This window comes from Agromyces sp. NPDC056523, assembly GCF_042794545.1.
In the GTDB taxonomy this organism is placed as follows: domain Bacteria; phylum Actinomycetota; class Actinomycetes; order Actinomycetales; family Microbacteriaceae; genus Agromyces.
The window spans coordinates 92,103-114,364 of sequence record NZ_JBHTTM010000004.1; the positions used below are offsets into that span (position 1 = coordinate 92,103).

Below are 22,262 nucleotides of genomic sequence, written 5' to 3' on the forward strand. Positions count from 1 at the left end.
GAACCCCTGACCTGGAGCCCGAGGGCCGAGCCGGAGCGCGCTCAGCCCTCGGGCTCGGGCCGCAGCAGGCGGGCTTCCTCGACGTCCAGGACACCCTGCACCCGACGGAGCACGAGGTCGTCGATCTCGCCGCGATCGCGCAGCGTCAGCACGGCCTCGCGCTTGCGGTCCAGCAGTGCGAGGCGCAGCGCGCGGTACTGGTCGCCGCGACTCAGCGTCACCTGATCGTCGTCGGCCTCGCCGAGCGAGGCGCGCAGCTCGGCGAGCTGCACCTCGAGTTCCCGCGCCACACGCTCCCGCACGTCGTCGTCGACCTCGAGCTCGTCGGCCACCTGCGGCACGGCGGCGAGGGCCTCCTCGAGCGCCGTGGTCTCCGCGAGCCGCCGCTCGTCCTGCTCCTCGGCGTCGACGGCGAACCGCGCCCACCGGACGACGGGCGGCAGGATCAGCCCCTGCACCACCAGCGTGAGCACGATGACGCCCGCCGTGACGAAGATCACGACGTGGCGTTCGGGGAAGTCGGCACCCGAGGCGACCGTGGTCGGCACGGCGAGCGCCGCCGCGAGCGACACCGCGCCCCGCAGGCCCGCGACGGAGGCGACCACGCGCGCACGCGCGTCGAGGTGCCGCGCGCGCTCCTCGGGCGAGCGCATCGTGAGCCGGACGAGCGCGCCCGCGAGGAAGTGGAACGCGAACCGGACGGCGAGCAGCGTCAGCCACGCCGCGACGATCATCCCCACCGCGCGCCCCAACTCCGACGTGGGCACGCGGCGCACGTCGTTGCTCACCTCGAGTCCGATCAGCACGAACAGCGCGCCGTTGAGCATGAACGTCGCCAGCGACCAGAACGAGTCACCCTGGCTGCGCGACGCCGCCGTGCTCACGCGCGGTCCGACCTGGGTGGTGATCAGGCCCGCGACGACGACCGCGAGCACGCCGGACGCGTGGATGAGCTCGGCGGCCAGGTAGCCGACGAACGGCATGAGGATGAGCGTGACATTCTTCAGCAGCGGCTCCCGGATGTACCGCAGCGCGAGCAGCCCGAGCGCGGCCACGAGCGCGCCCGCCGCGCCACCGCCGAGGTACGAGAGCGCGAAGTCCCACGTGACGTCGAGGAGGCTCGGCCGCTCGCCGCTCACGACCACGCCGACCGCGATGCCGTACACGACGAGCGCCGTGCCGTCGTTGACGAGGCTCTCCGCCTTGAGCAGGGTCATGTTGCGCCGCGGCAGCGACCGGGCGAACGCCGCGACGGCCGTGGCATCCGTCGGCGCCAGCGCGGCGCCGATCACCCACGCGACGCCCCACGAGACGCCGAACGCGTGGGTCACGACGGCGACCGCCCCGGCGCTCAGGAACACCAGCACCGTGCTCGTGAGGACGATGCCGCGGAGGTCGCGGCGGATGCCCCGCAACGAGGTGGTGAGGCTCTCCCAGAACAGCAGCGCGGGCAGGAAGATGAACAGCACGATCTCGGGCGGGAGCCCAACGTCGTGCAGCGCGGGCAGCAGGCCGAGCAGGATGCCGCAGACGAGCAGGAGCACGGCCGGGGCGATCCGCAGCCGGCGCGCGACCAGGGTGCACGCGACGAGCGCGGCGCCCAGCACGACGACCAGCTCGAGCCCCGACATCCGCCCCCTCCCCCGGCCGGCCCGGCGCTAAGCGATGAGGAACCGCGCGATGAGTCCGTCGCGCAGGTCGAACGTGAACGTGCCGGGGCCGTTGTAGCCGCCGCCCGACACCGTCACGGTGAGCAGGTACTGCTCGGGCATGCGTCCCGCGATGATGCCGTGCACGTCGAAATGGGCCTGCCGGCCGATGTTGTCGGACTCGTTCCAGCTCGCGACACCCTCGCGACCGTGGAACTCGCGGCCCCAGTCGTTGAGGTACGCGTCCTCGGTGAATGCGGCGACGAACCCGTCGGAGTCGCCGCTGTTGGTGGTGTCGACGAACGCCCGGATGGCGGGCGGCATGCTCGTGTCGGACATGGCGTCACCCTACGCCGGGCTCGGCGGCGATGTCAGGGCGAACGACGCGGGACGCGCCATCCGCTGCGATGATGGTCGGCATGACCGAGCCCGCCATCCGCCCCGTGCGCCCGCGCGTGCTCGGCCCCGTGGTCGACGACATGACGCGGTGCGTGCACTACCGCACCGAGGTCGACATCGTCGCGATCCGGTTCGCGTGCTGCGGCGAGTACTACCCCTGCCACCTGTGCCACGGGGAGACCGCCGACCATCCGGCGCAGCAGTGGCCGCTGACCGAGCGCGACCGCGAAGCCGTGCTCTGCGGCGCCTGCGGTGCCGAGCTCACGATCGCGACCTACCTCGAGGCGAGCGAGTGCCCGGAGTGCGGCTCGCGGTTCAACGAGCGGTGCCAGCTGCACACGCACCTGTACTTCGAGACCGAGGGCTGAGCGCCCGTCGGTAGAGTGCACGGATGACCCACGCCGACCTCATCAGCACCGGCGCCGCACGCGTCGACTGGATCCGCTCCCGCATGGGGCTGCTCGCGGACGTGCGCCGCGAGTTCTCCGCAAGCCGGCCGTTCGACGGACGTCGCATCGGGATGTCGCTGCACGTCGAGCCGAAGACGGCCGTGCTCGTCGAGACCCTCGCGGCCGGCGGCGCCGAGCTCGTCGGCACGGGCAACTTCGGGTCCACGCAGGACGACGTGGTCGCGTACCTCAACACGCTGCCCGGCATCACGATCGTGGGACGCCGCGCCGATCCGCTCGAACAGCACGAGCGCAACGTCGCCACGGTGCTCGACGCGGGTCCGGACATCCTGCTCGACAACGGCGGCGACCTCGCCGCCGGCATCGTCGCTCGCGGTCTCGGCGACCGGATCGTCGGCGGGACCGAGGAGACCACGAGCGGCGGCGACCGGCTGCGCGACGAGCTGCACGGATTCGTGCCGTTCCCGGTCATCGTGATCAACGACAGCCTCCTCAAGGCCATCGGCGAGAACAAGCATGCCGTCGGGCAGTCCGCCGTCGAGAGCTTCATGCGCCTCACCAACGCGATGGTGACCGGGCGACGGTTCGTCGTCTTCGGGTACGGATGGTGCGGCCGCGGTGTCGCCCAGTACCTGCGCGCACTCGGCGGCAAGGTCGCGGTCGTCGACGTCGACGAGCTCAAGGCGTTCGAGGCGACCCTCGACGGCTTCCGCGTCGGCACCGGAGACGACTTCGCCGAATGGGGCGACGTCTTCATCACGGCCACCGGCAGGCCCGGCGTGGTCGGATTCGACCTGATCGAGCGCATGCAGGACGGCGCGATCGTCGGCAACATCGGCCACGTCCCATGGGAGATCGACGTGCCGGCGTTGCGGACGAACGCCGTCGGCCGCACGCGTGTCGTCGACGCGATCGACCGCTTCGACCTGCCGAACGGGCGCCACGTCGTGCTGCTGGCCGAGGGCCGCATGTTCAACCTCGCGGGCAGCGAGCCGAAGGGCAACTCGCTCGAGTCGATGGACCTCGGCTTCCTGCTGCAGTCGCTCTCGCTCGAACGCGTCGCGACCCGCGCGGCCGAGCTCGCGCCCGGGGCGCAGCCCGTGCCCGACGACCTCGACCGAACCATCGCCCGCCGCATGATGGCGATCCTGAACGCGGCAGCCTAGCCGCGACGTGGCGGCCCGGCCGCGCGAATGCCGTGTGCCAGAATCCACGCATGGCGAAGGTTCGCTCCGAACTGAAGAGCACCGGGTACGAGATCTTCGTCGGCGCGCTGTCGGTCCTGTCGATCGTCAACCTCGTCCTGCTGTACGCCCTCGGCGATGATGGGGCGCTGGCCACGGTGCTCGTGGTCATGAACGCCCTGTTCAGTGTGGTCTTCCTGGCCGACTTCACGTATCGGCTCGTGACCGCGCCGCACCGCGGCGCCTACTTCTTCCGCCACTACGGGTGGGCGGATCTGCTCGCGAGCCTGCCGTTCCCCCAGTTCAAGATCCTGCGACTCTTCCGGATCGTTCGCGTCATCCGCCTGATGCGCGAGATCGGACCGGGCATGGTCTGGCGCACCCTGGTCAAGGACCGGGCCGGGAGTGCGTTGTACGCGCTGCTGCTCATGGGCGTCTTCGTCCTGCAGTTCGGGAGCCTCACGGTCCTCTACCTCGAGGAGGACGCAGAAGGCGCGAACATCACGACGGCCTCGGACGCGCTGTGGTACACGATCGTCACCATCTCGACGGTCGGCTACGGCGATCAGTACCCCGTCACCAACGCCGGTCGATTCGCGGGCACGCTCATGATCGTGCTGGGCGTCGCCATCTTCGGCACGTTCACCGGGTACCTCGCGAACCTGTTCCTGGCGCCGCGGAAGGCCGAGGCGGGCGCGGCGAGCGGTCAGGAGCCGCCGTCGCCGCCGTCGCCTTGACCGCGGTCAGCTCTCCTGTCCCAGGAACTCCAGCGCCGACTGCCGGAACACCCGGGAGCCCGGCGCGTTGAAGTGGTGCCGGCCCGGGATCTCGACGAAGGTGCCGTTCGGAGCCGACTCGGCGAGGCGCCGCGACCGCTCGATGATCGGGTCGTCGGTGCCGGTCGCGAAGAGGACGGGCTGGAGCGGCGGGTCGCTCGGGTCGGGGTCGGCGTCGCCGAAGCGCATGCCCTCGGCCAGCGCGACGAGCGCACGCAGGTCGTTGCCGGGCACGCGCTCGCCCAGCTTGATGTAGTCGAGGGTCACCGGGTCCTCGACCGGGGTGCCGTGCTCGGCGTAGGCGCGCGCCTGGTCGATCCGCACGCGGCCGAGTGGGCGACCGTCGGGGATGCCGCCGAGCACCGCCCGCTCGACGTGATCGGGCATCTGGACCGCGACCTGCCATCCGACGCGCGCGCCGAGCGAGTAGCCGACGTAGCGCACCTCGTCGCAGAGGTACGTGTCGAGGACGGTGACGAGGTCGCCCACGAACGCGTCCATGCTGTAGTCGGTCGCGGCCTGCGGCTTCTCGCTCAGGCCGTGGCCGCGCTGGTCGACGCCGAGCACCCGATACCCGGCACGCGTGAGGTCGCGCACCCAGCCGGTGCTCACCCAGTTGTCGCGGCAGCTCGACGCGAAGCCGTGCACGCACAGCGCGGTCGGTGCGTCCGGCGCCTCGGCCTCCCACAGGTAGGTCGCGATCCGCAGGCCGTCGCCCACCATCACGAATTGCGGCGGCGGCATCTGGGTGAGCGAAGCGGGCGCGGTGACATCCATGCCGCCATTCTGCCCGCGCCGACGCCGCCGAGGGAGGGCCGGTCGTGGGACGGAGGTCCCTCGGCGCCGTGCGCGCGCGCCGCTATGGTTCGGTGTCATGGCCTCCAACACCGGAGTTGATGGTCCCGCGTCCGACGCCCTGCTCGAGATCGGACGCTTCTTCACGAGGCGTGATGAGACCCCCGATCACCGCGCGGTCTTCCTCGAGGGCGGCCGCCAGGGCGATGCGTTCTATCGCGACCGATGGAGCCACGACAAGGTGGTGCGCTCGACGCACGGGGTGAACTGCACGGGCTCCTGCTCGTGGAAGGTGTACGTCAAGGACGGCATCATCACGTGGGAGGCGCAGCAGACCGACTATCCGAGCGTCGGCCCCGATCGCCCCGAGTACGAACCGCGCGGATGCCCCCGCGGCGCCGCCTTCTCCTGGTACACGTACTCGCCGACCCGCGTGCGCTACCCGTACGTTCGCGGCGTGCTGCTCGAGGCGTACCGCGAGGCGAAGGCGCGGCTCGGCGACCCGGTGCTCGCGTTCGGCGAGGTGTCGACGAACCCCGAGACGCGCCGCCGCTACCAGCAGGCGCGCGGCAAGGGCGGGCTCGTGCGGGCGTCGTGGGCCGAGGCCGTCGAGCTCGTCGCCGCCGGCTACGTGCACACCATCAAGGAGTACGGGCCCGACCGGGTCGCAGGATTCTCGCCGATCCCGGCGATGTCGATGGTGTCGCACTGCGTCGGCACGCGGTTCACGCAGCTCATCGGAGGCGTGATGACCTCGTTCTACGACTGGTACGCCGACCTGCCCGTCGCGAGTCCGCAGGTGTTCGGCGACCAGACCGACGTGCCCGAGTCGGGCGACTGGTGGGATGCCACGTACCTCATGATGTGGGGCTCGAACGTGCCCGTCACCCGCACGCCCGACGCGCACTGGATGGCCGAGGTGCGCTACCGCGGCACGAAGGTCGTGACGGTCAGCCCCGACTACGCCGACAACACGAAGTTCGCCGATGAGTGGCTGCCGTGCCAGGCCGGCACCGACGCGGCGCTCGCGATGGCGATGGGCCACGTGCTGCTGAAGGAGCACTACGTCGACCGCCGCGTGCCGTTCTTCGTCGAGTTCGCGCGCACGTACACCGACCTGCCGCACCTCGTGACGCTCGTCGAGCACGCCGACGGCGGGCTCGTGCCGGGCAAGTTCCTCACCTCCGCCGACCTGGGCGGAACGGCCGCCGAGGAGGCGTGGAAGACGGTCGTCCTCGAGGCGGCCACGGGCGAGCCGGTCGTCCCGAACGGCTCGATGGGCTTCCGCTACGCCGACTCGGGCGTGGGCCGCTGGAACCTCGACCTCGGCGACACGCTCCCCGCCCTGTCGGTGCGCGACGCGAAGGTCGAGGCGGAGGACACCGAGGTGCTGCTCCCCCGGTTCGACGCGCCGGATGGCTCGGGCGCCGTGCTGCGCCGCGGCGTGCCTGCCACGCGCATCGGCGGCCGGCTCGTCACCACCGTGTTCGACCTGCTGCTCGCGCAGTACGGCGTCGCACGGGAAGGACTCCCCGGCGACTGGCCGACGGGCTACGACGACCGCGACACCCCGTACACGCCGTCGTGGCAGGAGGAGATCACCGGCGTGCCCGCCGAGGCCTGCATCCGCATCGCCCGCGAGTTCTCGCAGAACGCGATCGACTCGGGCGGGCGCTCGATGATCATCATGGGCGCCGGCATCTGCCAGTGGTTCCACGGGGATGCGACGTATCGCGCCATCCTGTCGCTGCTGATCCTGACCGGCTCGATGGGGCGAAACGGCGGGGGCTGGGCGCACTACGTGGGTCAGGAGAAGTGCCGGCCGATCACCGGATGGCTCTCGCTCGCGAACGCGCTCGATTGGTCGCGCCCGCCTCGAACGATGACCGGCACGTCGTACTGGTACATGCACACCGACCAGTGGCGCTTCGACGGCTACTCGGCCGATGCGCTCGCGTCGCCGCTCGCCGAGGGCAACCTCGACGGCATGCACACGGCCGACACGATCGCGCAGTCGGCGCGGCTGGGATGGATGCCGTTCTACCCGCAGTTCGACGAGAACCCGCTGCACCTGGCCGACCGGGCCGAGGCGGCGGTGGCCGACGGCACCGCGCCCGATGCGGCATCCTTCGTCGCCCGCTCGCTCGGCGATGGATCGCTCAAGACGGCGATCTCCGACATCGACGCGCCGACGAGCTGGCCGCGCGTCCTCACGTTGTGGCGCTCGAACCTCATGGGGTCGTCGGCGAAGGGCAACGAGTACTTCCTCAAGCACCTGCTCGGCACGCACAGCAACGTGATGGCCTCCGACGAGGCATCCGTCCGCCCGCGCGAGGTCGCGTGGCGCGACGAGATCCCCGAGGGCAAGCTCGACCTGCTGGTTTCGGCCGACTTCCGGATGACGTCGACGACCCTGCTCTCCGACGTCGTGTTCCCCGCCGCGACCTGGTACGAGAAGCACGACCTGTCGTCGACCGACATGCACCCGTTCGTGCACGCGTTCACGCCGGCGATCGACCCGCCGTGGGAGGCGAAGAGCGACTTCGACCTGTTCCACGCGATCGCGCGCGACCTGTCGCGGATGGCGCAACGCCACCTCGGAACGCGCAAGGACCTCGTCGCGGTGCCGATGCAGCACGACACCCCGGGCGAGACCGCGCAGCCCGGCGGCACCGTCCGCGATTGGGCGCGCGGCGACATCCCGCCGACACCCGGCAGGACCATGCCGGTCTACGCCGTCGTCGAGCGCGACTACACCGCGATCGCCGACAAGCTCGCGACCGTCGGCCCGCTCGCCGACACACTCGGCTTCACGATCAAGAACGTCACGTACGACGTGAGCCACGAGGTCGAGCGGCTCGCGACGGCGCACGGCGTGCTGCCCGACGGCCCGGCCGCCGGCCGCCCGGCGATCGACACCGACGTGAAGCTCGCCGAGGCGATCCTCTCGTTCTCGGGCACCACGAACGGCGAGCTCGCGGTGCAGGGCTTCAAGACCCTCGAGAAACGCGTGGGCAAGCCGCTCGCCGACCTCGCCGAGGGCTCCGAGGAGAAGCGCATCACGTTCGCGATGACGCAGGCCGCGCCCGTGCCGGTCATCACGAGTCCCGAGTGGTCGGGGTCCGAGACCGGCGGGCGCCGCTACGCGCCGTTCACCGTGAACATCGAGCGGCTGAAGCCGTTCCACACGCTCACCGGTCGCATGCACTTCTACCTCGACCACGATTGGATGCGCGACCTCGGCGAGACGATGCCGATCTACCGTCCGCCGCTCGACATGCACCGGCTGTTCGGCGAACCGAAGCTCGGCCCCGACGGGCGGCAGCAGGTCGTCGTCCGCTACCTCACGCCGCACTCGAAGTGGTCGATCCACTCCGAGTACCAGGACAACCTCTTCATGCTCTCGCTCTCGCGCGGCGGGCCGACGGTGTGGATGAGCCCGGCGGATGCCGCGGCCATCGGCGCCGCCGACAACGACTGGGTCGAGTGCGTGAACTCCAACGGCGTGCTCGTCGCCCGGGCGATCGTCTCGCACCGAATGCCCGAGGGCGTCGTGTACGTGCACCACGCGCAGGAGCGCACGATCGACGTGCCCAAGTCGGAGGCGACCGGCCGACGCGGCGGCATCCACAACTCGGTGACCCGGCTGCTCGTGAAGCCGACGCACCTCATCGGCGGGTACGCCCAGCTGTCGTACACGTTCAACTACCTCGGACCCACCGGCAACCAGCGCGACATGGTGGCGACCATCCGTCGCCGCTCGCAGGAGGTGACGTACTGATGGATGCGGTTCGGAAGCGCAGTACAGCCCCTCGGAGGAAGGCACCGGAGGTGAGCCGTTCATGCGAGTGATGGCCCAGATGGGCATGGTCATGAACCTCGACAAGTGCATCGGATGCCACACGTGCTCGGTCACGTGCAAGCAGGCGTGGACGAACCGCGCGGGCACCGAGTACATCTGGTTCAACAACGTCGAGACGCGCCCCGGGCAGGGCTACCCGCGCCGCTACGAAGACCAGGAGGCCTGGCGCGGCGGATGGCAGCTGAACGCGCGCGGACGGCTGAAGCTGCGGACCGGGAGCCGGCTCAAGCGCCTGCTCACGATCTTCTCGTCGCCGGTGCAGCCCAAGCTCGAGGACTACTACGAGCCGTGGACGTACGACTACCAGACGCTCATCGACGCGCCGCTCGGCAACGACTTCCCGGTCGCGCGGCCGAAGTCGCTCATCACCGGCGAGGACACGAAGATCACGTGGTCGGCGAACTGGGACGACGACCTCGGCGGCGCGAGCGAGCTCGGGCACCTCGACCCCGTGGTCGAGAAGGTCCGGCGCGAGTCCGAGGACGCGATCAAGTTCCAGTTCGAGCAGACGTTCATGTTCTACCTGCCGCGCATCTGCGAGCACTGCCTGAATCCCTCGTGCATGGCGTCGTGCCCGTCGGGCGCGATCTACAAGCGCGAGGAGGACGGCATCGTCCTCGTCGACCAGGACCGGTGTCGGGGATGGCGCCAGTGCATCACCGGATGCCCGTACAAGAAGATCTACTTCAACCACAAGACGGGCAAGGCCGAGAAGTGCACGCTCTGCTACCCGCGCCTCGAGGTCGGCATCCCGACCGTGTGCTCGGAGACGTGCGTCGGACGGCTGCGGTACCTCGGCCTGTTCCTCTACGACGCCGACCGGGTCACCGAGGCGGCGTCGACGCCCGACGAGAAGGACCTGTACGAGGCGCAGCTCGACCTCATGCTCGACCCCGATGACCCCGAGGTCATCGCCGCGGCGCGCGAGCAGGGCATCGCCGACGACTGGATGGACGCCGCGCGGCGGTCGCCCGTGTACGCGCTCGCCAAGAAGTACCGCGTCGCGCTGCCGCTGCATCCGGAATACCGGACGATGCCCATGGTGTGGTACATCCCGCCGCTCTCGCCCATCGTCGACCTGCTGCGCGACCAGGGGCACGACGCCGAGTCGGCCGGCACGCTGTTCGGCGCGATCGAGGCGCTGCGGATCCCCGTCGAATACCTCGCCGAGCTCTTCACGGCAGGTGACACCGACCTCGTCACCGGGGTGCTGCGCAAGCTCGCCGCAATGCGGGCGTACCTCCGCGACATCGCACTCGAGCGCGAGCGCGACGAGTCGATCGCCCAGGCGGTCGGGATGGACGGTGCGACCGTCTACGAGATGTACCGGCTGCTCGCGATCGCGAAGTACGACGAGCGGTACGTCATCCCGACCGCGCACTACGAGCGCGCGCACGAGCTCGAGGAGCTCGGCTGCTCGCTCGACTTCGACGGCGGACCGTACGAGCTCGGCTCGGGGCCCTTCGGCGAGGCGAGCGGACGCCCGGCGCCCGTGGCCGTCGAGACGTTCCAGGCGTTGCGCGATCGGCAGACCTCCGACCGCGCGGCCGGCGACGACACGCTGCGCGGGCGCGTGAACCTGCTCAACTGGGACGGCCAGGGCGCGCCGCCGGGGCTGTTCCCGAAGCGCGCCGAGGACGCGGAGGACCGACCATGAACCGGCCCGTCGTGTACCAGGCGGCGTCGATCTGCCTCAGCTATCCCGACGACGCGGTGCTCGGCACCGCCGGGCTGGTGCGCCGGGCGCTCGCGGAGTCGGCACCGGCGGCCGCGCCATCCTTCGCCCCGCTGCTCGACTGGTGGGCGGCCACGCCCGCCGCCGACGTGCAGCGGGCCTACGTCGACGTGTTCGACCTGTCGAAGCGCCACGCGCTCTACCTCTCGTACTGGACGGATGGCGACACCCGGCGCCGCGGCATGGTGCTCGTCGACTTCCGGCAGCGGTATCGCGACGCGGGCCTCGAGCTCGACGGGTCCGGCTCGCGCGAGCTGCCCGACCACCTGCCGCTCGTGCTCGAGTTCGCCCGCCACCGCCCCGAGGACGGTGCCGCACTGCTGCAGGAGTACCGGCCGAGCCTCGAGCTGATCCGCCTCGCGCTCGCGGAACGCGAATCGCCGTACGCGGGCGTCGTCGCGGCGGTGTGCGCGACGCTTCCGGGCCGGTCGCCCGCCGACCGGCAGCAGGCGATGGCGATGGCCTCCGCCGGCCCGCCGACCGAGTCGGTCGGCCTCGAGCCGTACGATCCGCGACTCCTGCCGCTCTCGACGGTCGGAGGACGCGCATGAGCGTGCTGCTCTGGGGCGTGCTGCCCTACGTCATGGTCGCGATCCTCGTCGGCGGCCTCATCTGGCGGTACCGGTACGACCAGTTCGGCTGGACCACCCGCTCGTCGCAGCTCTACGAGTCGCGGCTGCTGCGCATCGGCTCGCCCCTGTTCCACTTCGGCATCCTCGTCGTGATCGTCGGGCACGTCATCGGGCTCGTCATCCCGAAGGCGTGGACCGACGCGGTCGGCGTGAGCGAGGACCTGTACCACGTGACGGCACTCGGGCTCGGCACGGTCGCCGGCATCGCGACGCTCGTCGGCGTCGGCATCCTGATCTACCGGCGCCGCACGACCGGGCCCGTCTTCATGGCGACGACGAAGAACGACAAGGCGATGTACGTCGTGCTCGTGGCGGCGATCGTCGCGGGCCTCGCGACCACGGTCATCAGCGTGTTCGGTCCGCACGAGGAGGTCACCTACCGCGAGACCGTCTCGCCGTGGTTCCGCTCGTTGTTCGTCTTCCAGCCCGACATCGCGGCGATGTCGGAGGCCTCGCTCGCCTTCCAGCTCCACACCCTGATCGGGATGCTGCTGTTCGCGATCTGGCCGTTCACCCGGCTCGTGCACGCGTTCACCGCGCCGATCCACTACCTGTTCCGCCCGTACATCGTCTATCGCTCGCGTGACGCGCGACCCGCTCCCGGCTCCGGCATCCGCCGCCGCGGTTGGGCCCCCGTCGGCACGCCCGACCGGGCCGGCGACCGTCGGCCCGCCCGAACGCCGGACCGGACCGGAAGGGGATCGTGATGACCGAGGCCTCCGCGAAGCCGACCGCCGCCGTCACGGCACTCCCGGGCCGGGGACTCAACCTCGGCCTCGCGCTGCTCGCCTTCGCGATCACCTTCTGGGCGTGGAACATCATCGCGCCGCTCGCCGTGCGCTACGCCGACGAGCTGGACCTGGATTCCACGCAGACGTCGATCCTGATCGCGACGCCCGTGCTCGTGGGCTCGCTCGGCCGCATCCTCACGGGCGCGCTCACCGACCGGTTCGGCGGCCGGAGCATGTTCACCATCCTGACCGCGGTATCGGCGGTCCCCGTGCTGCTCGTCATGTACGCCGGCCAGATCGGCTCGTACCCGCTGCTCATCGCGTTCGGGTTCCTGCTCGGCATCGCGGGCACGACGTTCGCGGTCGGCATCCCGTTCGTGAACGCCTGGTACGACGCGTCGAAGCGCGGCTTCGCGACCGGCCTGTTCGGCGCCGGCATGGGCGGCACGGCGCTGTCGTCGTTCTTCACCCCGCGGATGGTGGCGTGGTTCGGCTACACGGCGACGCACATCATCATCGCGGTCGCCCTCCTGGTCGTGGCCGGCGTGGTCTGGATGTTCATGCGCGACGCCCCGACGTGGAAGCCGAACACCGATCGGGTGATGCCGAAGCTCGTGGCGGCCTCGAAGCTCGCGGTGACGTGGCAGATGGCGTTCCTGTACGCCGTGACGTTCGGCGGGTTCGTGGCGTTCTCGACCTACCTGCCGACGTACCTCAAGGAGGTCTACGGCTTCGACCTCGCCGACGCCGGCGCCCGCACGGCCGGCTTCGCGATCGCGGCCGTCATCTCCCGTCCCGTCGGCGGATGGCTCTCCGACCGCATCGGGCCCGCGAAGGTGCTCGGCATCTCGCTCGCCGGCGCCGCCGTGATGGCCGTGGTGATCGCGCTCAAGCCGCCGCCCGAGCTGCTCGCGGGCTCCTCGTTCGTGCTCATGGCCGTGTTCCTCGGGCTCGGCACGGGTGCGGTCTTCACGTGGGTCGCCCAGCGGGCCCCGGCCGAGCGCGTCGGCACGGTCACCGGCATCGTCGGCGCGGCCGGCGGCCTCGGCGGCTTCTTCCCGCCGCTCGTCATGGGCGCGACGTACAACGCCGAGACGCACAGCTACACGATCGGGCTGCTGCTGCTCTGCGCGACGGCGCTCGTGGCACTCGCGTTCACGTTCTTCCTGGCCCGGCGGAACCGGGCGTCGGCCTGACGTCAGGACGCCTCGGTCGCGACATCCGGAGCCTGCGGGGCCTGCCACGGCCGCTGCCGGTGCTGGCGCGCGTATTCGCGGAGGGTGCCGTCGGTGTCGCCGTCGGCGGCGACGGCCGCCGGGATGAACCGCCCGCGCAGCACGTGCGCGAAGTCGTCCACGGCCTCCTCGAGCATCTGGCCGCTGATCCGCACGGTGCGATCCGACGAACGGCGCGCGAGCCGCGCGAGGTGGAGCGCGTACGGCAGCTGTGCCGCGAGCGAGGCCTCGGGGTCGTCCTCGGTGAAGTAGTACGACTCGGCGTTGTGCCAGACGTCCACTCTCGCCTGGGCGAGGTCGGTGGTGATCCCGTCGAGCAGCGCGCTCGAGGTCGCCGACTCCATGTCGAGCAGGTGGTCGGCCGTGTCGGCCCGCCGGGCGAGCGCGATCCGCAGCGCGAGCGCGCGCCGGCGCCCGAGTCCGGGATAGAGCTCGATGAACCAGGACACCGCGGCCGTGAGCAACGCGAACCCGATCAGCGACTGCATCGGCGCGAACACGCGCAGCCACGGATCGATGGGATACACGTCGCCGAGTCCGAGCGTCGACATGTTCACGGACGAGAAGTAGAACGCCTCGAGGATGGCCGGATACGCGCCGGGGATGATCCCGGGATTGTACGAGAAGCCGTCGGGCACGTAGGGGACGTAGACGAACGTCCACCCCACGATCTGGAAGCCGGCCCATACCGTGACGACGGCGACCGCCGCGAACGGGCCCGCGAGGGTGCGGCCGCGCCGTCCGAACCGCGCCGACAACGCCCACGATGCGCTCGCCGCGTAGTGCGAGAAGCGCCCGCGCCCGGTCGGATGCAGCAGCGTGTGGAACACCTCGTTGAGGCCGATCGCGATGAGCGCGAAGCCGGCGACCGTCCAGATCCAGCCCACGTCCTCGATTGTCCTCGGATGACGCGCCCGCGGTGCCGCGCGCTCGGGGCGTGTTCGCCCCGGACCTCAGCCCTGGAAGTCCTCGGGGTCGACGTCGTCGAGGAACTTCTTGAACTCCTCGAGTTTCTCCTCCTCGGTCTCCTCATGCGGCTCGACCATCTCGGCGGGGATGCCGGCCTCGTCGAGCACCTCGTCGGCGACGAACAGCGGTGCCCCCGTCCGCGAGGCGAGCGCGACCGAGTCGGACGGACGCGCGTCGATCGTGTACTGGCCGGTCGGGCCGGTGATCGAGAGCTCGGCGTAGAAGGTGCCCTCGTCGATGCGCGTGACCTCGACGCGATCGATCCGCGAGCCGACTGCCTCGAGCAGCATCTTCATGAGGTCGTGCGACAGCGGCCGCGGCGCCTGCTCACCCTGGATCGCGATGAGGATGGAGGTCGCCTCCTGCGCGCCGATCCAGATCGGCAGCACGCGCCCCTCGCTCGCCGCCTCGCCGAGCGGCTTCAGCAGGATGATGTGCTGCCCCGACGCGTCGAGCGCGACCCCGAGGACGCGGACCTGGACCATGACCCCTCCCGTCTGGCGATCGGGTGTTTCCCCAGAGTACGCCCGGTGTCCCCGGCCCGTCGGGCCCGTTGGCCCGTCACGCCGGCCCGCCTCGGAGGGGTCCCCGCCCGAACGCACCGCGGCCGCGGCATCCGCAATGGATGCCGCGGCCGCAGCCTTTTCAGCGACGGATCACTGGGGCGCGATGACCGTCAGCTTGTTGTGGTTGTTCGCCTTGCCGTCGGGACGGTAGTTCTTCTCGACGTTGCCGGCCGAGTCGACCGAGAACCAGTGCACCTTCGTGCCCACGGGCACGGTGACCGTCTCGCCGCCCTCGCGGATGCCCGCGGTGGCGTACATCGTCGACTCGAAGGTCGGCTTCGACCCATCGAGCGTGTAGAAGACGGCGGCCGGTTCGGTCGTGGTGAACTTCAGGTCGACCATCCCGGGCTCGCTGCTCGTCGAGACCGTGACGGTGCTCTCCGGGCGCTGCGAGTCCTTGTCGAAGTCGTAGGCGACGCGGATGAGCTCCATGAGCCCGTTGGCGTACTCCTGCGACTCGGCATGCGCCGACGCTCCGTTGGGGTTCGCGTTCGAGAACGGCGGCTGGAACTGCGTGCCGACCTCGAAGTTCCAGGCGTAGATCCCGTGCTTGTACCAGAGCATGTCGCCGGAGTTGCCGGCCGCAGAGTAGAGCACGTCCGAGATCGGGCCCGTGCGGGCGGGCGTCACCGACATCCCCCGGTACTGCTTGATCTCGGTGAGGATCCGAGCCGAGGCGCCCCAGAAGTACGACTCCTCCTCGAGCGTCGGACGCGGCGCCGAGATGCGACCGGGCGTGATGTACGCGCCGGGCGACCACATGAAGTAGTTGCCCGAGCTGTGCAGGTTCATCGCGAACTTGATGTTGTCGTTCTCGCTCGCGATCCAGTCGATGTTCGCGCTCTCCGGCTCGCTCAGCTCGGCAGGACCGGCGTACACGTCGTTCGTGCACGAGGCCGACGCGCCGTTGTACCCGTCGAAGAGGCTGTACGTGTCGTAGTTGCGGTTGACGTCGACGCCCCAGGCGGTGCGGGCCAGGAAGTCCGCGTTGCCGGTGGTCGGGCAGTGGTTGGTCATGTTCCGGCGCTGCGACGCGAAGTCGTAGAACGAGAAGTGACCGCCGTCGGGGTTCACGGACGGCACGATCCAGATGTCGAGGTTGTTGACCAGCTGCTTGGTCGGACCGTCGAGCTCGTAGTTGCGCAGCAGCCGCTCGGCCGTCTCGATCGTGACCAGCGGCGGCACCCACTCGCGCGCGTGCTCCTGGGCGTAGGCGAGCACGCCGGGCTTCGAACCGTCCCGCACCTTGCCGATGCGGATGGCGTACACGGTCTGCGGGTCGCGCGAGACCGAGGCCGGAGCGCTGAGCCCGTCGCTGAGGTTGGTGAACCCGACCGGCGCGACCACGCCCGTGCCCGCGTTGCCGCGGTAGGTGTAGGCGGTGACCAGGTCGGATGCCGCGGGGTCGGCGTTGAGCGCGGCGACGACCTCGGCCGCCGTGCTGGTCACCGCGCCGCTCGCGTTCGTGGCGAGCGAGACCGTGATGTCGTCACCGGCGACCGCGACCGACAGCGGGGAGTCCGCCGCGCCGGGGTTCGTCAGGGCGACCCGGAGGTCGTTGCCGCCCTCGTGGCCCCACGCGATGGAGTCGATGCCGACCCGGCTGGCGTTCGCGGTGCCGAGCACGGCCTGGGCGAGGCGCCGGTACCCGTTCGTCTGGTTCGGCAGTTCGACGATCTCAGCGATCTGCGGGTATTCCGCGGCGAGCGCGTGGATCCGGTCGTAGAGCTCGGTCGGGGTGAGGTACGAGGTGATGAAGTCCGACTGGTAGTCGGGGCTCACCTCGGGCTCGCCCTCGATCGGCAGCCAGTCGGTCACCTTCGCGGTCGCGACGTCGCCGGTGGGGCTGGTGATCTGGACGGTGTCGGGGCGGGTCGAGACGACGGACGCACCGCGGTGGTAGAGGTACACACCGGCGTCCACGAAGCGCGTGATGTTCTGGCTGCCGCCGGAGCCCATCGCGGTCCCGGCGCCGCTGTCGCGCTGGACGGTGAGCGGCGAGGTGCTCGTCTGCCCGTCCGCCCACTTCGCCTCGACCGACAGGTAGCCGACGCCGAACGAGGTGTAGTAGTCCGCGCGGATGATCTTGACGTCGGAGACGGTCGCGGCCTCCGCGGCCGCGGCGAACTCCGCGTTCTCCTCGACGGCGGCGGCGATGGTGGCGTCGCGCTCCGCGAGCACCTCCTCGGTGTCCTCGTCGTCGTGGATGGTCGTGCCGACCGCGAAGCCTCGCGCACGGAGCGCCTCGGCTTCGCCCTCGCCGATCACGGCGTGCGCGGTCAGCGTGCCGTCCGCGTTCAGGTGGGCGGCGTGATCGAGGTCGACGCCGGTGTCGACGAGGCGATCGAGCTCGGTGTGGTCGGCAAGCTGGACCTCGACGACGGCGACGTCCTCGTCGGCGTTGCGGATCAGCTCGGGCAGCGGCTCCGTACCGCTGGCTGGGCTGATCGGGGTCATGCTGGTCAACATGAGCCCGGCGAGCGCGGCGACGGCCGCCGACCCTCCGAGCATCCTTCTCCTGACGGTGTGCATCGGTGTCCCCTTCACGTGATGGTGGCGCTGTGGGTGGAGCCTCATGCGGAGCTGCCCCAGCCCGAACCGCGAGTGCGGGCCCGGCTGGGCGTGGGCTCTGTCTATCGGTTGGCACCTTTCGCGTCAATGACGACAAAAGCCGTCGGGACGAATTGCGTAGACATCCCTCCGGTTCGCGGACGTTCGGCTGCCGGGGCGCGCGCCGGTCTGCGACAATCGGGAGCGCGACCGCCCGTGAGCCGAAGGAGCCAGCGATGACCGACTACCGCACGACGCCGGAATCCACGCCGATCGGCCGTGAGTCGAAGATCACGCTGCTCGGCACCGCGCTCATGCTCGTGATGGGCGCGCTCGTGATCGGCTCGGCCGTGGTGCTCGCCGCGGCGACGATCATGCTCGGCGACACCGCGTTCGACCTGCCCTGAGCCTGAGGACCCCGACACCATGGCATCCGCAGCGGATGGCGCGGCCGTGACGCCGCAGACGGTCGACGAGTACATCGACTCGTTCCCCGACGACATCGCCGACCGGCTCCGGCGCACACGCGCGGCCATCGTCGCCGAGGTCCCGCACCCCGAGGAGAAGATGCGCTACGGCATCGCCGCCGTCATGCTCGGCGGGCGCTACGCGCTGCACTTCGCCGGGTGGAAGCAGCACATCGGCATCTACCCGGTCCCGACCCTGCCCGAACCGCTCGAGTCCGAGGTGGCGCCGTTGCGGTCGGGCAAGGACTCGGTGACCTTCACGCACTCCGCCGAGCTGCCCGATGCGCTCATCTCGCGGATCACCGCCGCGATCGTCGCGAAGCGCGCGGGCGCGGCGGACTGAGCGGCCGCCGCGACCGCCGCATGACGGTGGCAGCTGGCAGACTCGTGCCATGAGCGCCACCATCGGCACGCCCGGCGGCACTCCCGAGCGACCCGCGATCTTCTTCTCCGGGCCCGAGGAGTTCCGCGACTGGCTCGAGGCGAACCATGCCAGCGAGACCGAGCTGTGGATGGGCCTCAACAAGAAGCACGTGCCCGACCGCGGCCTCACGTGGGAGGATGCCGTTCCCGAGGCCCTCTGCTACGGATGGATCGACTCGGTCTCGCAGCGCATCGACGACGATGCGCGCCGCCAGCGCTGGACGCCCCGCAAGCCGACGAGCAACTGGTCGTCCGTCAACATCGCGATCGTCGAGCGGCTCACCGCCGAGGGGCGCATGCGGCCGGCCGGCGTCACCGCGTTCGAGCGCCGACGCGACGACCGGTCGGGCATCTACTCGTTCGAGAACCCGCCCCAGGACCTCCCGACCGAGCAGGCGGCGCGGCTCGCAGCCGATGCCGCGGCATCCGCCTTCTGGCAGGAGGCGACGCCGACCTACCGACGCCAAGTGGTGCACTGGGTGCTCTCCGCGAAGCAGGAGGCGACGCGCGAGCGGCGACTGGCCCAGCTCATCGACGACAGCGCGGCAGGCCGGCTCGTGCCGCCGCAGCGGTACGGCGAGACGCCGAAGTGGGCCGAACGCGCGGCCGAGGCAGCGCGGGCCGCGACCTCCGGCGCCGACTCCGGCGCGTGATCGCGACCTTCACGCCGCTCGACTGGCTGCTGCTCGCGCTCGCCGCGTGCGCGATCGGACTCTCGAAGAGCGGCATGCCCGCGTTCGGGCCGATCCCCGCGGCCCTGTTCGCGACGGTCCTGCCTGCACGGGCGTCGACGGGCGCAGTGCTCGGTCTCCTGCTCGTCGGCGACCTCATCGCGGTGCGGATGTACCACGCGCACGCCGACTGGGGGATCCTCCGTCGGCTCATCCCGTCGGTGGTGGTGGGCGTGCTGCTCGGCGTGGTCGTGCTCTGGTTCGCCGATGACGCGACCGTGCGCCGCATCATCGGCGCGATCCTCGTCCTGCTCGTCGTGCTGCGCGTCGCGCTCATCGTGCGCGATCGGCGGCAGGGCGCCGAGCCGCGACCCGTGCCGCCGGGACTCGCGCACGTGTTCGGTCCGCTCGGCGGCTTCACGACGATGGTCGCGAACGCCGCAGGCCCGGTGATGTCGCTCTACTTCGTGGCATCCCGCCTGCCCGTGCAGGCCGTGCTCGGCACGGCCGCGTGGTTCTTCCTCATCGTGAACGCCTTCAAGGTGCCGTTCTCGGTCGGGCTCGGGCTCATGACGCCCGAGTCGCTGGTGCTGAACCTCGTGCTCGTGCCGGCGTTGGTCGTCGGCGCGCTCATCGGGTGGCGGGTCGCGCGTCGCATCTCGGCCGTCTGGTTCGAGCGCATCGTGCTGGTCCTCACGCTGGCGTCGGGGGTCTACCTCCTGGTCCGTCCGTAGGCCGCGTGCCCTCAGCCCGATCCTCCGACCGGATCGAGCGAAGCCCATACTGGCGCACCTGCACGAATCGTGTCGCGGCGCAGGTCGACAGCAGTGGCTCGGAGCGAGCCTCGTCGAGCTCCACCACGACCTCGCCGTCGGCGCCGGCGAGACGCACCCGCCACCCGGTCTCGGTCGCCTCCTCGGCGATCGGCGAGAACGACGCGATCCGGTCGTCGCCGAATCGCGTCCGCGCGTGATGCTGGGCGGCCTGCACCGGATGCGACAGCGAGCTGCGTCCGCGGTACCGCTCGGACACGACCCGTCCGTCCTCGAACGCATCCGCGATTCGCACCGGATCGCCGTCGTCGGCGTACCCGTAGTACAGGCCGTGCGGGAAGACGACCATCGTTCCGGCGAACCGGTCGCCGCCGAGGTGCGAGCATTCCCACGTCTCCTCGGGCCGCGCCTCCGCGAGCGCCATGACGACCCGGCGTCCCCGCACCGCGCAGCACTGGTCGTGCCTGCCGTGGGTGCACACGCAGTAGAGCGGACGGGACGAGGGGCGGCCCGCCGATCCGTCCAGCGGCACCTCCAGGAGCGCCGCGGCATCCGCGACCGTGCCCCACACCACGCTCTCGTGGCCGGGCCGCGAATCGACGATCGCCCACCGCTGCACGGTGGGAGCGGACCGGCGGCCGGTCCGACGAATGGCGAGCGGCCGCATCCCGGCGCCCTCGATGCGCCGAACCAGCGCGCCACCGAGGGCCCGGTCGAACGGTTCGTCGAGCAGCGCGTTCTGCCCCCAGCTCGCCGCGATCTCGATGAGGAACCAGCGCAGTCCGCGCGGGCCGGTGCCCGCCAAGGGGTCCCGCCGCTCGCGAGCGCGGTCGCTGCACGGTTCCCAGTGCTCGGCGGCGAGGCTCACGCGGGCGCCACCACGAACCCCTCGTGCACGAGCCTGCGCACCACCACGACCGCGCTCTCCGCGTCGAGCCCGGGGAGTTCCGCCGGAGTGAGCACGCCGCCCGAGGCGAGTCGTCGCACGGCCGATTCGGCCTCGATCGGCATCGACACGGTCTTGGTACGGGTCACGAGGCGCACGCGGTCGTCGACGGCCTGGATGCGCACCGCGAACGACTCACGCCATCGCACCGGTGTCGACGCGTCCAGCGTCGCAAGGGCCTCGAGCGTGGCGAGTGGAGCGATCGGCTCGGCTCGCGTATCGGCCTCGAAGCGGCGGCCGAGGGCGGCGGCCGGCCCCAGGGCATCCGCCTGCCGGAGTGCCTCGACGAGATCGCGGCGTGTCTCCTCGACGACGGGTGCCAGTGCAGCCGCGTCGTGCAGGTCGAGACCGAGCGGGAGCGACGCGCGCAGGGCAGCGTGCTCGCCGAGTTGTTCGAGCAGCGCCGCCGCGACGTCGGCACGCGTGTAGGCCGACATGCCCACGGTCAGGTGCACGGATGTCGCACCGAGCGCGGTCGCTGAGTGGATCCATCCGCGGGGCAGGTACAGGGCGTCGCCCGGATGGAGCACGGCGTCGATCACCGGCTCCTGCGTCGCGGCGCGCGCGACGGCGGCGCGGTGCTGCTCCCACGGCTGGGAGCGCAGCGGGTCGACGTGCACCGGCGCGTGGATGCGCCAGTGCTTCTCGCCGGAGACCTGCAACACGAAGACGTCGTGGGTGTCGTAGTGGGGTTCGAACCCCTGCGACGACGGCGGGGTCACGTAGGCGTTGACCTGCACGGGATGGCCGAGGTCGGCGACGAGCGCACGCGTGAACTCGATGATCGGCGGCCACAGCCGATGCAGTCCCTGCAGCACGATGGTCGCGCCGCCCGCGAACTCGGCGAGCACCTTGTCGCTGGAGACCTGGTCGGCGATCTCCGCACCGAACCCGCCCGAGGCGGTGTACGCGGATGGCGCGAGCACCGCGCCCTCGTGCGCCATCCGGATGAATGGGGTGCGCACGCCGCGTCGCGTGAGGAGTTCGTCGACCGCCTCCGCCGAGAACAGGTCATCGAACCCGCCCTCGAGCTCGCTCGCGGTGGAGAGGAGCGGCTCGCGACCCCAGTACCGGTGGGCGAATTCGTCAGCGTCGACCCGGATGCAGCGTGAGAGCGCGGGCCGGCTCGCCGGCCCGCGCTCCGTTCCGGTCACTCCGCCGAACCGTCGGCGCCGCCGTCGTGACCGCTCGGGTTGGCACCGCCGTCGGCCGTACCCTCGTCTTCAGCGGCAGACCCGTCGGCGCCGCCATCGTGGCCGCCTGGGTTGGCGCCACCATCCGCAACGCCCTCACCTCCGGCGGCGGAGCCGTCGGCGCCGCCGTCGTGGCCGCTCGGGTTGGCACCGCCGTCGGCTTCGCCTTCGCCCTCGGCGCCCGGCTCGAGGGTGATGTCGTCGTCGTTGATCGTCATTCGCTGTCCTCCCCTAGCGTCTCGGCTCAGCGTACCGAGTGGCTCCGGCAGCCGCGACGGGGTGACGAGACTTCCCCA

21 protein-coding genes are annotated in these 22,262 nt (G+C 70.9%); 12 read left to right on the forward strand and 9 right to left on the reverse strand.

Annotated elements, in window-relative coordinates; genetic code table 11:
* Positions 1 to 41: 41 nt before the first annotated feature.
* Both ACFQ58_RS13830 and ACFQ58_RS13835 read right to left on the reverse strand, forming a co-directional pair.
* On the reverse strand, positions 42 to 1,631 hold the full coding sequence (locus ACFQ58_RS13830; RefSeq protein WP_376951730.1) for a Na+/H+ antiporter: 1,590 nt from the start codon (positions 1,629 to 1,631) through the stop codon (positions 42 to 44).
* A gap of 27 nt (positions 1,632 to 1,658) precedes the next feature.
* A complete protein-coding gene (locus tag ACFQ58_RS13835) occupies positions 1,659 to 1,988 on the reverse strand; it encodes a nuclear transport factor 2 family protein (RefSeq protein WP_376951731.1) in 330 nt (109 codons plus the stop codon).
* Positions 1,989 to 2,068: 80 nt separating this feature from the next.
* Here ACFQ58_RS13835 and ACFQ58_RS13840 point away from each other — a divergent pair, with 80 nt between their 5' ends.
* Genes ACFQ58_RS13840 through ACFQ58_RS13850 form a run of 3 tightly spaced genes read left to right on the forward strand, consistent with a single transcriptional unit; the run spans position 2,069 to position 4,379 of the window.
* Complete coding sequence (locus ACFQ58_RS13840) at positions 2,069 to 2,416, forward strand: CHY zinc finger protein (protein ID WP_376951732.1); 348 nt, start codon at positions 2,069 to 2,071, stop codon at positions 2,414 to 2,416.
* Positions 2,417 to 2,439: 23 nt separating this feature from the next.
* On the forward strand, positions 2,440 to 3,624 hold the full coding sequence (locus tag ACFQ58_RS13845) for an adenosylhomocysteinase (protein WP_376951733.1): 1,185 nt from the start codon (positions 2,440 to 2,442) through the stop codon (positions 3,622 to 3,624).
* A gap of 50 nt (positions 3,625 to 3,674) precedes the next feature.
* A complete protein-coding gene (locus ACFQ58_RS13850) occupies positions 3,675 to 4,379 on the forward strand; it encodes an ion transporter (RefSeq protein WP_376951734.1) in 705 nt (234 codons plus the stop codon).
* 6 nt (positions 4,380 to 4,385) lie between these two features.
* Here ACFQ58_RS13850 and ACFQ58_RS13855 read toward each other — a convergent pair whose 3' ends face one another.
* On the reverse strand, positions 4,386 to 5,195 hold the full coding sequence (locus ACFQ58_RS13855) for an alpha/beta fold hydrolase (protein WP_376951735.1): 810 nt from the start codon (positions 5,193 to 5,195) through the stop codon (positions 4,386 to 4,388).
* 97 nt (positions 5,196 to 5,292) lie between these two features.
* Between ACFQ58_RS13855 and ACFQ58_RS13860 the strand changes: the two genes are divergently transcribed.
* The 5 genes from ACFQ58_RS13860 to ACFQ58_RS13880 all read left to right on the forward strand — a co-directional run bounded on the left by ACFQ58_RS13860 (position 5,293) and on the right by ACFQ58_RS13880 (position 13,369).
* On the forward strand, positions 5,293 to 8,994 hold the full coding sequence (locus ACFQ58_RS13860; RefSeq protein ID WP_376951736.1) for a nitrate reductase subunit alpha: 3,702 nt from the start codon (positions 5,293 to 5,295) through the stop codon (positions 8,992 to 8,994).
* 61 nt (positions 8,995 to 9,055) lie between these two features.
* Positions 9,056 to 10,732, forward strand: a complete 1,677-nt coding sequence (narH, locus tag ACFQ58_RS13865) for a nitrate reductase subunit beta (protein WP_376951737.1) — start codon at positions 9,056 to 9,058, stop codon at positions 10,730 to 10,732.
* The gene (gene narJ, locus ACFQ58_RS13870; protein ID WP_376951738.1) at positions 10,729 to 11,361 is read left to right on the forward strand and encodes a nitrate reductase molybdenum cofactor assembly chaperone; all 633 of its coding nucleotides are present in this window, start codon (positions 10,729 to 10,731) and stop codon (positions 11,359 to 11,361) included. Before narH ends, narJ begins: the two co-directional genes overlap by 4 nt.
* A complete protein-coding gene (gene narI / locus ACFQ58_RS13875) occupies positions 11,358 to 12,149 on the forward strand; it encodes a respiratory nitrate reductase subunit gamma (protein WP_376951739.1) in 792 nt (263 codons plus the stop codon). Before narJ ends, narI begins: the two co-directional genes overlap by 4 nt.
* A complete protein-coding gene (locus tag ACFQ58_RS13880) occupies positions 12,149 to 13,369 on the forward strand; it encodes a nitrate/nitrite transporter (protein ID WP_376951740.1) in 1,221 nt (406 codons plus the stop codon). The genes narI and ACFQ58_RS13880 overlap by 1 nt, the downstream gene beginning before the upstream one ends.
* A 2-nt stretch (positions 13,370 to 13,371) precedes the next feature.
* Here the strand turns inward: ACFQ58_RS13880 and ACFQ58_RS13885 are convergent, their stop codons facing one another.
* The 3 genes from ACFQ58_RS13885 to ACFQ58_RS13895 all read right to left on the reverse strand — a co-directional run bounded on the left by ACFQ58_RS13885 (position 13,372) and on the right by ACFQ58_RS13895 (position 17,454).
* Positions 13,372 to 14,295 (reverse strand): potassium channel family protein, encoded by a 924-nt coding sequence (locus ACFQ58_RS13885; protein WP_376951741.1) that lies wholly within the window; start codon positions 14,293 to 14,295, stop codon positions 13,372 to 13,374.
* 66 nt (positions 14,296 to 14,361) lie between these two features.
* Positions 14,362 to 14,862 carry a bifunctional nuclease family protein gene (locus tag ACFQ58_RS13890; RefSeq protein ID WP_376951742.1) on the reverse strand — a complete coding sequence of 167 codons (501 nt, stop codon included), beginning with the start codon at positions 14,860 to 14,862 and terminating at the stop codon, positions 14,362 to 14,364.
* A gap of 171 nt (positions 14,863 to 15,033) precedes the next feature.
* Positions 15,034 to 17,454: a M14 family metallopeptidase gene (locus ACFQ58_RS13895; protein ID WP_376951743.1), complete on the reverse strand. Its 2,421-nt coding sequence runs from the start codon at positions 17,452 to 17,454 to the stop codon at positions 15,034 to 15,036.
* Positions 17,455 to 17,729: 275 nt separating this feature from the next.
* Here ACFQ58_RS13895 and ACFQ58_RS13900 point away from each other — a divergent pair, with 275 nt between their 5' ends.
* Genes ACFQ58_RS13900 through ACFQ58_RS13915 form a run of 4 tightly spaced genes read left to right on the forward strand, consistent with a single transcriptional unit; the run spans position 17,730 to position 19,788 of the window.
* Entirely contained in the window at positions 17,730 to 17,900 is a 171-nt protein-coding gene (locus ACFQ58_RS13900; protein WP_376951744.1) for a hypothetical protein, read from the forward strand.
* A 19-nt stretch (positions 17,901 to 17,919) separates the two neighbouring features.
* A complete protein-coding gene (locus ACFQ58_RS13905) occupies positions 17,920 to 18,303 on the forward strand; it encodes an iron chaperone (protein ID WP_376951746.1) in 384 nt (127 codons plus the stop codon).
* Positions 18,304 to 18,352: 49 nt separating this feature from the next.
* On the forward strand, positions 18,353 to 19,036 hold the full coding sequence (locus ACFQ58_RS13910) for a YdeI family protein (protein ID WP_376951748.1): 684 nt from the start codon (positions 18,353 to 18,355) through the stop codon (positions 19,034 to 19,036).
* Entirely contained in the window at positions 19,033 to 19,788 is a 756-nt protein-coding gene (locus ACFQ58_RS13915) for a TSUP family transporter (RefSeq protein WP_376951749.1), read from the forward strand. The genes ACFQ58_RS13910 and ACFQ58_RS13915 overlap by 4 nt, the downstream gene beginning before the upstream one ends.
* Here the strand turns inward: ACFQ58_RS13915 and ACFQ58_RS13920 are convergent.
* Genes ACFQ58_RS13920 through ACFQ58_RS13930 form a run of 3 tightly spaced genes read right to left on the reverse strand, consistent with a single transcriptional unit; the run spans position 19,748 to position 22,184 of the window.
* A complete protein-coding gene (locus tag ACFQ58_RS13920) occupies positions 19,748 to 20,695 on the reverse strand; it encodes a sucrase ferredoxin (protein ID WP_376951750.1) in 948 nt (315 codons plus the stop codon). The two genes, ACFQ58_RS13915 and ACFQ58_RS13920, sit on opposite strands and share 41 nt — an antisense overlap.
* Complete coding sequence (locus ACFQ58_RS13925) at positions 20,692 to 21,927, reverse strand: cupin domain-containing protein (protein WP_376951751.1); 1,236 nt, start codon at positions 21,925 to 21,927, stop codon at positions 20,692 to 20,694. Before ACFQ58_RS13925 ends, ACFQ58_RS13920 begins: the two co-directional genes overlap by 4 nt.
* The gene (locus ACFQ58_RS13930) at positions 21,924 to 22,184 is read right to left on the reverse strand and encodes a BatC protein (RefSeq protein ID WP_376951752.1); all 261 of its coding nucleotides are present in this window, start codon (positions 22,182 to 22,184) and stop codon (positions 21,924 to 21,926) included. The genes ACFQ58_RS13925 and ACFQ58_RS13930 overlap by 4 nt, the downstream gene beginning before the upstream one ends.
* Between the last annotated feature and the right edge of the window lie 78 nt (positions 22,185 to 22,262).